The 12,500-nt window shown below is 47.4% G+C and carries 12 protein-coding genes; 2 read left to right on the top strand and 10 right to left on the bottom strand.

The features are described from left to right. From AB6F11_RS07570 to AB6F11_RS07550, 5 genes are all read right to left on the bottom strand, one after another. On the bottom strand, positions 1 to 1,020 hold the full coding sequence (locus tag AB6F11_RS07570; protein ID WP_017078395.1) for an ABC transporter ATP-binding protein: 1,020 nt from the start codon (positions 1,018 to 1,020) through the stop codon (positions 1 to 3). Next, positions 1,020 to 1,805, bottom strand: coding sequence for an ABC transporter permease (locus AB6F11_RS07565; protein ID WP_004732591.1), 786 nt, complete (start codon positions 1,803 to 1,805; stop codon positions 1,020 to 1,022). The genes AB6F11_RS07570 and AB6F11_RS07565 overlap by 1 nt, the downstream gene beginning before the upstream one ends. After that, positions 1,805 to 2,698 (bottom strand): ABC transporter permease subunit, encoded by an 894-nt coding sequence (locus AB6F11_RS07560; protein WP_102397957.1) that lies wholly within the window; start codon positions 2,696 to 2,698, stop codon positions 1,805 to 1,807. Before AB6F11_RS07560 ends, AB6F11_RS07565 begins: the two co-directional genes overlap by 1 nt. Continuing rightward, entirely contained in the window at positions 2,695 to 3,573 is an 879-nt protein-coding gene (locus AB6F11_RS07555; protein WP_102397956.1) for an alkaline phosphatase family protein, read from the bottom strand. Before AB6F11_RS07555 ends, AB6F11_RS07560 begins: the two co-directional genes overlap by 4 nt. A gap of 61 nt (positions 3,574 to 3,634) precedes the next feature. Then, the gene (locus AB6F11_RS07550; RefSeq protein ID WP_102397955.1) at positions 3,635 to 4,738 is read right to left on the bottom strand and encodes an ABC transporter substrate-binding protein; all 1,104 of its coding nucleotides are present in this window, start codon (positions 4,736 to 4,738) and stop codon (positions 3,635 to 3,637) included. 211 nt (positions 4,739 to 4,949) lie between these two features. Here AB6F11_RS07550 and AB6F11_RS07545 point away from each other — a divergent pair, with 211 nt between their 5' ends. Further along, a complete protein-coding gene (locus AB6F11_RS07545; RefSeq protein ID WP_017067362.1) occupies positions 4,950 to 5,678 on the top strand; it encodes a UTRA domain-containing protein in 729 nt (242 codons plus the stop codon). 133 nt (positions 5,679 to 5,811) lie between these two features. Here the strand turns inward: AB6F11_RS07545 and AB6F11_RS07540 are convergent, their stop codons facing one another. The 4 genes from AB6F11_RS07540 to AB6F11_RS07525 form a co-directional block, all read right to left on the bottom strand. Then, positions 5,812 to 6,666 (bottom strand): amino acid ABC transporter ATP-binding protein, encoded by an 855-nt coding sequence (locus tag AB6F11_RS07540; RefSeq protein WP_061037768.1) that lies wholly within the window; start codon positions 6,664 to 6,666, stop codon positions 5,812 to 5,814. Then, complete coding sequence (locus AB6F11_RS07535; RefSeq protein ID WP_017066357.1) at positions 6,659 to 7,324, bottom strand: amino acid ABC transporter permease; 666 nt, start codon at positions 7,322 to 7,324, stop codon at positions 6,659 to 6,661. The genes AB6F11_RS07540 and AB6F11_RS07535 overlap by 8 nt, the downstream gene beginning before the upstream one ends. Before the next feature lie 134 nt (positions 7,325 to 7,458). After that, a complete protein-coding gene (locus AB6F11_RS07530; RefSeq protein WP_017066356.1) occupies positions 7,459 to 8,100 on the bottom strand; it encodes an amino acid ABC transporter permease in 642 nt (213 codons plus the stop codon). Between the two features lie 131 nt (positions 8,101 to 8,231). Next, positions 8,232 to 9,098 carry a transporter substrate-binding domain-containing protein gene (locus AB6F11_RS07525; protein ID WP_065584482.1) on the bottom strand — a complete coding sequence of 289 codons (867 nt, stop codon included), beginning with the start codon at positions 9,096 to 9,098 and terminating at the stop codon, positions 8,232 to 8,234. A gap of 239 nt (positions 9,099 to 9,337) precedes the next feature. Here AB6F11_RS07525 and AB6F11_RS07520 point away from each other — a divergent pair, with 239 nt between their 5' ends. Beyond that, entirely contained in the window at positions 9,338 to 10,852 is a 1,515-nt protein-coding gene (locus AB6F11_RS07520) for a PLP-dependent aminotransferase family protein (protein ID WP_102393382.1), read from the top strand. A 167-nt stretch (positions 10,853 to 11,019) separates the two neighbouring features. Here AB6F11_RS07520 and AB6F11_RS07515 read toward each other — a convergent pair whose 3' ends face one another. Beyond that, the gene (locus AB6F11_RS07515) at positions 11,020 to 12,336 is read right to left on the bottom strand and encodes an aspartate aminotransferase family protein (protein ID WP_069595314.1); all 1,317 of its coding nucleotides are present in this window, start codon (positions 12,334 to 12,336) and stop codon (positions 11,020 to 11,022) included. Positions 12,337 to 12,500: the final 164 nt, after the last annotated feature.

Below are 12,500 nucleotides of genomic sequence, written 5' to 3'. Positions count from 1 at the left end.
TTAGGCTCTCACAGGTTGAATTTCGTTAAGGTTAAACAGGAGTTCAAGTTGGCTGCCGTTTGCCAACAGTCGTTCAGAAGAACGGTTAAGTAGGTCGACGGTTAATTCACACTCATCGACGTCCACTTGGTAGCGAATCACGTTGCCCAAAAGCTGGTGATTACGAATGGTGCCCGTTTTCGGCGCAGAGATATGCTCACCATATTGTCGACCTTGCTCTTTCACGTATATCGATTCAGGTCGAATCGCCACTTTCCACTCGGTTTCAATGTTGAACAGCTGCTTGGCTTTGTTCGCCTGCACCAGATTGTAGTGCCCCATGAAGCCAGCAACAAACTCATTAGCAGGTTGAGTGTAGATCTCTTCGGGTGTGCCTGCTTGGACGATCTCACCTTTATTCATCAAGAAGATGCGGTCAGACATGATCATCGCTTCTTCCTGATCGTGGGTCACGAAGATCGTGGTCAGGTTCATCTCTTTCTGAATATCTCGGATCTGTTGGCGTAGGTGTTTACGGATCTTCGCATCCAGCGCTGAAAGTGGTTCATCAAGCAATAGAATACGCGGCTTGACCACCAAGGCTCTTGCCAAGGCGACACGCTGGCGTTGACCGCCCGATAACTGATGCGGGTAGAACTTTTCTTTGCCCGTTAAGTCCACCAGCCCAATCACTTTCGCGACCTCACGCTTAATCTCGTCAGCAGCAAGCTTTTTCATCTTAAGGCCAAACGCAATATTGCCTTCAACCGTCATGTTTGGGAACAGCGCATAAGATTGAAACACCATGCCGATACCACGTTGTTGCGGTACTTGGTGAGTAATCTCTTCACCGTTGACCCAGATCTCGCCACCATCGACCGGATTCAAACCTGCCAAGCTACGCAGTAGAGTCGATTTACCACAGCCACTTGGGCCAAGCAGAGTAATGAATTCGCCCTTCTCGATGGAAAATTCAATATCTTCAAACACCGTGTTGTCACCAAAGCTTTTGGTAAGGTTTTTCGCATTTACATAGCTCATTATTTTGTTCCCTGGCTGAAACGACTTGCCAACCAAGTCAGTAAGAAAATAAACAGGAAGTACGTCATCACAAGGGCTGACGTGAAGTGGCCGCTGGTTTGACGCATGTTGTATAGGTAGATTTGCAGTGTCTCGTAACGTGTACCCACCAAGATGTTGGCGAACACGAACTCGCCCAATAGGAACGAGAACGACAAGAACAGCGACGCCATTAAGCCTTTCTTAAGGTTTGGCAGAATAATCAATAAAAACGCTTTGGTAGTGCTTGCACCGAGCAGGTGTGCCGCGTCCATCAAATCGTGCAGGTTAATCGCTTCAAAGCTGTTGGCAATCGCGCGATACATGAATGGCAACGCGATGGTGAAGTAAGTACCAATCAAGATCCACGGTGTGCCTATCAAGGAAATTTCACTATCGGCATATAGCTGAAGCAAGCCAACCGACGACACCACGGGTGGCACAGCGAATGGCAATAAGATCAGGATATTCATCACCTTGTCGAGCTTCGGGAAATAGTAAAACACCACGAAAATCGCAGGCAGAACCAACACCACACTCAATGACAGCGCTGCCACACAGATAAACAGTGAGCGACCAAAGGCTTGTAAGAAGCGAGGATCCGTCAGCAGGTTGATGTACCAATCTAACGTGAAGCCATCCGGCAGGATAGTGGCGCCCCAACGCGAGGAGATCGAGTAGATAAAGGTCGCTAAGATCGGAATCATCATGATGCCGACAATCGAATAGACAACCGTTTTATGAAAGCGAGTATTTACGGTGTTCATTACTTTCTCTTCCCTGCGTAGCTTTTGCTGATCAGCCATTGGTTAATCACGGTGATGAAGGCCAGCATCGCCATCAGAATCACGGAAATTGCGGCAGCCAGGTTTGGTTCTAGGAACAGGTCGCCCGATACCAAGCTCGCAATTCGAATCGTAATCACGTTGTAGTTGCCCGAGGTCAACGCATACACACTCGCATAGGCGCCAATCGCATTAGCAATCAAGATGATGAAGGTGCCGAACAAAGCCGGAGATAACACAGGCAGCGCGATTTTGGTCCAGTATTGCCAAGTTTTCGCGCCAAGCAGTGCCGAAGCGGCTTGCCAGTCGTCACTCAGAGCATCAAACGCTGGATAGAGCAACAACACCGCCAATGGGATCTGGAAGTAGATGTAAATCACCAGCAAGCCCCACTTGCCGTACAGGTCGAAATCACCCAGTAATCCATACTGCTTGAGCAATAAGGTGATAGCACCGTTGGTGCCCAAGATGATGATGAAGGCGAATGACAGAGGCACACCTGAGAAGTTGCTGCTCATGTTGGTAAACGCAATCACCGCATCGCGGATTTTAGAATCAACGCGGCGCAGTGAAGAAACGAGCAGAGTCGCGATCGCTAAGCCAACAATGCTCGACCAAATCGACAGCCATAAACTGTTGCCAAAAGCCTGCATCATGAAGGCAGAATCGAATATCTCAGAGTAGTTTTCGAGAGAGAGCTCATCATCGTAGAAGAAGCTGTTGATCAGCACCCAAACCATAGGTGCCAGTTGGAACAGATAGAAAAACAGTGCGAAAGGCGCAAGCCACAAGGCGGGCTTGAAGCGTTGAAACAAAGATTTGGTTTTGGGTTGAAGCGCAGAGCCATCGCTCTGCGTGATTACAGAACTGCTCATAAGGCCAACAATTCCTGAGTGTAAGATTTATCGTGTTCTAGATTGAGTAACTGACACACGCTGCCGCAGATGTCGGTCTGTTTCACTGAACAAGCTTGGTGTGTGAACTTATCGCCAATCACAAAGAATGGCACTTCACGCTCTTCAGGCAGAATGCCACCGTGAGACAAGTCATTGTTCATGCCGTGGTCACTGGTGATGATCACTTGATAACCATCGTCTACCCATTTCTCAAGGTAGTTCGATAGGTAGATATCCGCGCCACGAGCACTATTACGGTACTGGCGAGAATCCAGCCCATGCTTGTGTCCCATGTCGTCAATGTTCATTGGGTGAATCAGTAAAAAATCAGGCTGATGAGTCACGCGCAAGTGCTCAGCATCCAAGAACAAGGCTTCATCTGGGTAGTGATCCCAGTGGTAGAAACAACCGTGTTGAATGTTCATGGTTTCGTCGTTGGTGAAACGGTCGCGTACAGCATCAAATGGCGCTCGGTTATACAGCTCACTCACCCAATGATATGCCGCTGCAGCCGTCACTTTGCCCTGCGATTTCGCCAAGCTAAAGATCGACTCGTGATTCGATAAACGCACGATTTGGTTGTTAACGATGCCACTCTCGACAGGGCGAACTCCAGTTAAAATGCACTCATACAGTGGGCGTGACATAGATGGCAGTTCACATTGCACAGGGTAAAGCGTGGCGCGCAGCTTGTTTTTTTGCGTGCTCTGCGAAGTGCTCTGTTTATTCTGCAAATCGCCCTGCTTTTCATGCATATCACTTAGTTCTAGAAGACCGTTCAGGTAGCCCATGCAATCACGGGCTACCTGATAGTTCAGTCCATCTAGAACAACAAGGATAACCTTATTGATCATGGTCTATTCTCTATTGCTTGTTTCTATAAGCCACCCGTTACAGGTGGCGTGTTAAGCGGGGTTATTGCTGGTGAATCAATACGCTTTCTTGCCATTGACGTGGCAGACGACGTGCTGATTTTTCCCATGCTGAGAAGTCAGATACTGGGTGCACGTTGCTGTATTCATCGTTAGAGATCAGCTTGTCTTGTACTGATTGAGGTAGCGTAACGCTGCTACGGATTGGACGTGCGTAACCTTCTGCTAGGTTAATTTGGCCTTGGTCACTGAAGATGTATTCACGAGCCAACTTCGCCGCGTTCGGGTTTTGTGCGTATTTGTTAATGATGGTGGTGTAACCAGAAATCACTGAGCCATCTTGTGGAATGCTGACGGTAAAGCGCTCACGGTCGATCTTGTCGCGGTAGTTCAGTGCGTTGAAATCCCACATGATTGCCACTTCCACTTCGCCTTTTTCAAGATTCGCGATGCTTGGGTCGGTGTAAGATAGACGGCCTTGCTTCGCTAGCTCACCAAAGAATTTAATCGCCGGTTTTAGGTTCGATTCGTCACCGCCATTAGCAAATGCTGCCGCTAGAATTGCGTTGTTTGCTTGTGCTGCTACACCTACATCACCGACTGTGACTTTGTAGTCGCCTTCTAATAAGTCGCTCCAAGATTTTGGTGCATCTTCCACAAGGTTGTTGTTTGAAATGAACGAGATAGTACCTGTGTAAGCCAAAGCCCAGTGACCATCTTTGTCTTTCGCCCAATCTGGAATGTCATCCCAAGTGGTTGGCTTGTATGGCTGCGTTACGTCTTTCTGCACAGCGACACGTGCAAAGGCGAAACCAACGTCACCGATATCTGCGGTTGCGTTTCTTTTCTCTGCTTCAAATTTCGAGATCTCTTGTGCCGAACTCATGTCTGTATCCTGATGCTTCAAACCGTAGTTTGCTTTCAGATCAGCCCATGTGCCTTTCCAGTTTGCCCAACTGTCAGGCATACCCACACTGTAAACCGCACCCTCTTTTTGAGCGGCTTCAATCAGTGACTCAAGATCAGCATCCTTCGCCATCGCTGGCATTGAAAGTGTTGCCGTTATTAACGTTGCACCTATTAGCTTTGTAGATGAATCCATAAGTTTGGCTGGCGATACAGTTGAACGGCTAAGCAAAGTTTTCATTGTCTCTATCCCTCTGGACTAGGTCAGTAAGTTCGTTTTGTATGCTATCGCCGGAGTGTGACGCTTTCGCGCAAGTTATTTGACAGTTAGGATGCATTTCCGTGGCAGTTATATTTCACTCATATGACAGCAAGCCTTTGTTTACTGTCACATTCCTGTTAACTCCATGGTTTACCTTATTAAGTACACGAACTTATGGACTAGATCAGCAATGAGAACATTGGGTACAGGGCAATCAGGGACACAGCTAGGCAGAATTAAGGCGAGCATTAGAGAACAGCTTCAATCTGGCATCTTCACCGAGGGGCAAAAACTGCCATCCGAAAGAGAGCTCAGCGAGCTGTTTTCCACCACACGAATCACGCTCAAAGATGCGCTGGTGTCTCTAGAAACCGAAGGTTTGATATACCGAGAGGAACGCCGAGGTTGGTATGTGTCGCCCGAACGGATTCGCTACAACCCATTGTCACGTTCTCACTTTCATCAAATGATCCGCGAACAACACCGCATAGCAGAAACCAGACTGCTCAGCACCCGCACAGAGATGGCGACTGGCGATTACGCCAAAGCATTAGAGATAGAGCAGATAACGCCAATACACGTGATTGAGCGCCTGCGTTTTATTGATGGCAGAGCAGTGCTGTTTGTTGAAAATGTACTGAAAGCGCCCTTATTTGATGGTGTCTTGTCGGAAAACCTCACCATGTCACTAACAGGCATCTACCGAGAAAAATACGGCTACGAGACCCAACGCTCGCGCTTTGATGTGATTCCCACTTCTGCCCCTGCTCATGTCGCCAAGGCGCTGAATTTGGCAGAGGGACAGCCTGTTTTGAAGATCTGCCGAGTGAACTACAAACAAGACGGTGAGCTAATGGACTGCGAGTTGGAGTACTGGCGACCGGACTCTGTGGTGATTCATATTGATAGTATTGGTTAGCGCCACATGGCCATTTGTATAGTTTTAGGCTTAAGTTTAGGTTTGGGAAGAAAAAGCTAACATACAAAAACTCCGACAAATTCTGTCGGAGTTTTTTAACGGTCGAACCTTGAAGCTGTGCAAGCTATCTAACTCATGAATCAAGCTTGAGGAACTGTCTTACCCTTGATGAATCTGGGTTAGTGAAAAACTTCTCTGGGTTGGATTTTTCAATCAATATGCCCTTCTCAAGAAACACCACCTGATCCGACACCTGACGCGCAAACTCCATCTCATGTGTCACAACTACCATGGTGTAGCCCTCTTGCGACAATTTCTTCATCACCAATAACACCTCTTCGACCAATTCCGGGTCGAGTGCTGACGTTGGTTCATCAAACAGCAACACATCCGGCTCCATCGCGAGCGCTCTGGCAATAGCGACACGTTGCTTTTGCCCACCCGATAACATGCTTGGGTAGTTCTCTAGTTTGTGCGACATCCCAACCTTATCTAGCTGCTTACGAGCCATTTCCTCTGCGTCTGATTTCGCTATCTTCTTAACGTGAACGAGCGCTTCCATGACGTTTTGCAACACGGTTAGATGTGGCCACAAGTTGAAGCTTTGGAAAACCATACCAAGGCGCTCTCTGAGTTTCGCCAGCTCTTTATATTTGAGTGGTTTACCCGTTTCAGAGTTGATACCAATACGCTCATCACCCATAAAAATCGTGCCGCGCTCTGGCTGTTCTAGCCAATTCATGCAACGTAATAGCGTCGATTTCCCCGACCCAGACGAACCGAGAATACTCACCACATCGCCTTTGTTGATATTGAGGTTGATGTCTCGCAGTACTTCGATGCCATCAAACTGTTTCGACAGGTTTTCAACCTTGATGATCGTCTCACGCTCTTCCAATAATGGCTCGCACTCAATCACTTCCAAACTCACGCTAGAAGAAGGGTTAATCGGTGCTTCCGTTTCAATAATCTCTGATTGTTTAAGCATGGCTAAGCCCTCTAAGTTCAACTTTGGTTTGGATTCGTTTGGTGATGGTTTCAAGTGCAATACTCACAGCCCAGTAGAGCGCGATAGCAATGATGAACGCATTCAATGGGATGAAGTAGGTCGATTGAATGCTGTTGGCTGCCGCGGTAATTTCTGCGACGGTAATGATGCTAAGAAACGCAGTGTCTTTTAAGCAGATGATGAGTTGGTTAGTGATCAGAGGAACCGACTTAAACAACACATTTGGGGTAATAACTCGGGTAAAGGTTTTGAATTTAGAAAAGCCATAAGCGTGAGCTGCTTCGATGTAGCCTGGCTCTAGCCCTTTACGAACACCTCGGAAAATCTCACAAAAATAGGTACCGTGATAGAGACTTAGCGCGATGATTCCCGCTGTAATCGCATCGAGTCGAATACCAACCTGCGGCAGCCCGTAATAGAGCAGGTACGCTAAGATAAGAAACGGCAAGGTGCGCATCATGCCTATCAAACTATTGATGGTGTACTTCACACCAAGTTTTGAATTTTCGAGGCAATACAACAAACTGATGCCAATGATAAAACTCAAGATTGAAGACGAAACAAAAAGATAAAATGTGGTCACAAACCCTGAAGCAAACAGCTCTTTTTGTTGCCAGATAATATTCCATTCTTCCATATTTACTCCTTAAACTTACCCGCTCAATAACGCATCACAAGCAGGTAAATGGTGCTTCTGACCAAGTAGCCGTGACGGCTAAACTGTGGCTGTTGTTGATAGCTGTGACTGAGGTAGATGACTGCTAGCCACACTTACTGCTGCAGATAAGTGGCTCGGTTTTCAGCCACCGCTTGCAACTTCACCAACACGCCAATAATCAACATGTATATGGCGCCGGCACACAGAATCGGCCCAAGTGGTTCATAGGTAACCGCAGAGATTCGATTGGTGACACGAGTTAGGTCGACAATACCGATCACCGCAATCGCTGGGCTGCCCTTAATTAAGAACGACATCTCATTGACTAGCGCAGGTAGGCTCATGATCACCATTTGCGGGAACATGATGCGGCGAAAGTAAGTGATGCGTCTCATACCAATGGCTTCAGCCGCTTCCATTTGCCCTTTTGAAAAGTTAAGAAAGGCGTTGCGCCAAATCTCTGCATTGAATGCCGATGTATTGAGTGTGAGAGCTAAAATGGCAGAAACGTGTTTATCTAAATTGATGCCAAATGACGGAAAAGAAAGGAAAATAAACAGAGCCAGTGTAACCAAAGGCGTTGCTCGTGCCCAGCTGACATAGATACCCAACATTTGATCCACAAACGGGATTTTCATCATTCTAACTAAGGCAATCATTAGGCCGATGACGACACCTAATACAATCGATACTGCCGATATCCATGCCGTTGCCCACGCGCCCTGTAGTAACTGTTCCCAAGCATAATAATCCATAAACGACCTCTTTGATCAGCGACTTCTTTCGATAGATTGTGCGCCAAAGACTCATGGGTTAAACCGCTTTGAACCCATTGGCATGGACACAAACAGCCGCTAACTGTTTGTGTCGGCGCATGCTTATTCATCTATTGAACGGCTGTTAGCTTGTGATACTGCTCAACCGAAGTGATGGCTTCTGAAGGGAGTTGGTCGAACGATTCACCGAACCACTTCTTCTGCAACTCTGCCATTTTTCCTGTTTGCTCAAGGTGTAGGAAGAATTCCGTTAGGTAAGCCAAAAGCTCAGGATTATCTTTAGGAACTGGCCAGCTAACGAAACCTGGGCCAGAGACTGCTTCGCCTTTTTTGAATACCTTTGACTTCGACTTCACTACCTCGTTAACTGAAACCACACTGTTGATCACATAGTCTATTCGGCCGATTGCCAAGTCGGAATACGCTTCTGGGTAGGATTGATACTGCACCACTTTACCCAAAGATTTGCCTTGTGCTTCGAGCATCACTTCCAGCTCTGGAAGCCTTTCTAGCAAAGCACTGCCCGCTTGTAAGCCCACTGTTTTTCCATCTAAATCGGCTACCGTATTAATATCTTCCGCGTCAGCTCTGGTTAAGAAGTAATGCTGCGCTGAAGCGATAGGTGGAGTGAAATCAAAGGCCTTCAAGCGAGCATCGGTAATGATCGCGCCAGTTAACGCCACATCATATTGACCCGCAGATACCGAAGCGAGTAGTCCTGTCCAAGGTAAGATCTCTTGTTCGATATCGAACTTCGAATATTCACGTAACTCATCAAGCAAATCTTTGTTAATCCCCGCAGGCTTACCGCGGTCGATATAGTTGAATGGAGAGTAGTTGTCTTCTGTCGCCACTTTCATGAAGCCTTGCTTTTCGATGGCTGCAAGCTCCGATGCTTGTGCGACTCCAAAACAACCCAGTACAACTGTCGCTGCCGCTGTTGAAACCCATGCCTTCATCGTCATTCCCTGTTTCATACGCTTTCCTTATCGAGATTATTTGCCTGCCTTTACTTTATGAACGGAATGCATCGGAGACGTAGAGCCAATTTAATTTTCAGGTTGGGACAGAACGATTTTCTAGTTTGGGACAACGTAATTTTCGGGGTTGAGAGAGAGCAAAACACACTCTTAAAACATCAATATGAACTCTGGCGCATTTCTTGCTCTTTTATACAAATTGGACTGAGGTTCACTGAGAATAAGGACTGTATCTCATGGCGATAAATCACAATTGTTTCATCGAGTTTGATTCCAAAAGAAGCCTGCAAGAACAAGTACGTAGCTATTTGGTGACGGCGATATTGAATGGTATTTTTCCGGCTGAACAAGCGCTTCCGTCTTGTCGTAAGCTGTCTAGCCAATTGGGTGTTTCACGCAATACTGTCTCCTTGGTGTACGACAGTTTGCTCGACGATGGCTACCTCATCAGTAAACCTCGCAGTGGCTATTACCTTTCAGAAAAGTATCAAAAACCGAGTGACACAATCGACGCGAGTTTGGATCATTTTGAATCAACCGACAGCGACAATGCACCGGATTGGAGCAAACGCGTTAAGCTGCAATTGGGCCAATACCCACGCATCGTCAAACCCTCGCATTGGAGTTGTTACCAATACCCATTTATTTTTGGCCAACCCTCTATCAATGACTTCCCATTAGCTCAATGGCGAGAAGCGACAAGAAAGGTCACCTCAGACCCACATGATCACCGCTGGCTTTGCGACAAGGTCGATAAAGACGTCGACATGCTGGTCGAACAGATACGCACAAGGGTGCTCCCACAGCGCGGTATTCATGCCCAAAGTGATGAGATCCTCATAACCTTAGGTTCGCAGAATGCGCTGTATTTGATTTCGACTTTGCTCATGAACCATCAGAGTCGAGTCGGAGTCGAGAACCCCGGCTACAAAGAAGCGAATCACATCTTCAATCTCTCTGGCGCGCAGTTACACCCGCATCAAGTGGATGAACAAGGATTGAGATTCAATGAGCACTCTTCACTGTGTGATCACTTCTATGTCACGCCTAGCCATCAAGCTCCAACCGGCGTCACCATGAGTGACGAGCGTCGAACTCAGTTACTTGAAATGGCCAAAGCCAATGACGCGGTAATTATCGAAGATGACTATGACGCCGAGTGCAACGTGGAGTGGAATCCTAAACCCGCGCTAAAAGCCAATGACAAGGAAGGGAGAGTCATCTACGTCAGCAGCTTCTCTAAGCTACTGGCACCCGGCTTGAGGTTAGGCTACATCGTGGCACCTGAAGAGTTAATCTACGACCTTAGAATACTGCGTCGCTTGATGTACCGACATGCGCCAAGCCGTGTTCAGATGGAAGTAGCGCACTTTATTGAACAAGGCTACTACGACAGCTTTGTGAGGCGCTTTAGAGAAAACACTCGCCAGCGCTGGAAGCTGATCAACGATGCTGTCTTGAAGTACTTACCTGACTGCAAGCGACTGGCTCAGAGTGAACAAGCCAACTCTCTGTGGCTACAAACGCCCAGCCACATCAATAGCCAACGTTTAGCATCACGAGCTGCCCAAAAGGGCATATTGATTGAGACAGGCTATTCACACTTTATGACTAATACCGAAACGGAATCGGGCTGTGAAGCATTGTCAGAATATGACCCCAATTCCTATTTTCGATTGGGCTTTCACGCCATCGACAAAGATCTGATCGCACCCGGTATCAAAGAGCTGTCAGAGGTGATGAAGATCTAGCATCACTCAAAAGCTGTTTGCCCAAAGTGATTCTGTGGATAAACGTAAAAAGAGCATCAATCGATGCTCTTTTGTCGTTTCTGAAGGTTAGGTTTGGCACGTTGAAAAGAACGGGGAATCCTTTGTCAAAGTGCCTTAGTTGCTGTGTTGGCTATCTTATTGGAGGCTTAAGAAGCGAGCTCAAACAACACTTCATCAATGATCTTAACGCCTTTCTTTATCTCGCTTGGCTGAATAACCAAAGGTGGCGCAACGTGAATGCGGTTATTCACAATGAAGGTCAACAGGCCTCGCTTGGTCAATTGCGCTTTCAATTGCCCCATTTTTTCATTGCTTAAAGGTGTTTTACTTTCACGATCTTCCACCAGCTCAACCGCCCAGAACATCCCTTTACCGCGCACATCACCAATCATAGGGTGCAACTCTTGAAGGCTCAGTAGGAGCGGCCCTAGAACGCTGTTACCGACGTTATCAGCATGTGTGACAATGCCCTCTTGCTCCATCACATCGAGCGTTGCAACGATAGAAGCCATCGCCAAAGGGTGACCAGAGTACGTTAAGCCGCCCATAAAGAAGTTTGACTTAAAGTGCTCAACGATCGGTTCGCTGACCACCACGCCACCAGCCGGCACATAACCCGAGTTCACCCCTTTCGCGAAAGTAATCAGATCTGGCACGACATTAAAGTGCTCAAACGCAAACCACTTACCCGTGCGACCAAAGCCGACCATGACTTCATCGAATATCAACTGAATGCCATGTTTGGTTGCCAGCTCACGCACGCCGATAAGGTAATCTTTGGGCGGAATGAGAAAACCAGCCGTTCCCGGAATCGTCTCTAGGATAATCGCCGCAATCGCCGTTGGTCCTTCGCATTCAATCACTCGCTCTAAATGCTGCAGGGCACGCTCACTCTCTTCTGCCTCAGTCGCCGCGTTGAATTCGCTTCGATAGAGAAATGGATTGAAGAAGTGAACGTGCCCACGGCTATACTCGTTTGGAATTCGACGAAAATCCCCCGTCGCAGCAATAGCAGTACCTGTATTGCCATGGTAAGAACGGTAAGCAGATAGCACCTTGTCGCGCCCTGTGAATTGTCGCGCCATGCGAATCGCATTTTCGTTGGCATCTGCCCCTGCATTGGTAAAGAACACCTTCTTAAACGAGCTTGGCGCTTTCGACAAGATACGCTTAGCCGCCAAACCACGAGTGAGGTTGGCGGTCGCAGGGGCAACGGTCACTAATGAATCTGCCTGATCTTTAATCGCTTTGATCACTTGTGGATGCTGATGACCAATGTTGGTGTTAACCAGTTGGCTACTAAAATCAAGGTATTCTTTACCTTCGTAGTCCCACATTTTGCATCCTTGCCCACCCGCAATGGCGATAGGCTCCGCTGCTTCTTGAATCGACCAAGAATGAAATACGCTCTTGTCGAGGTCGATAATATCTTGGTTCACAAGCTGTTCTGTTGATACTTCCATTTCATCGTCTCCATTAACAACACTAGATTCACAGCCGCTCGTGCTTGGCTCGTCTTCGAGAATGAAAGACACAAAACACGACATTGAAAAGGCTGCGCTATCGGATGGAATAATCTTCATCCCAAACAGGGCGGAGGTCATAGTGTCAGTTTCAACAAAACATT

It is taken from the genome of Vibrio sp. 10N.247.311.14, from assembly GCF_041467715.1.
Classification (GTDB): Bacteria; Pseudomonadota; Gammaproteobacteria; order Enterobacterales; family Vibrionaceae; genus Vibrio; species Vibrio crassostreae_C.
This window is presented reverse-complemented; position numbering and strand designations above follow the sequence as displayed.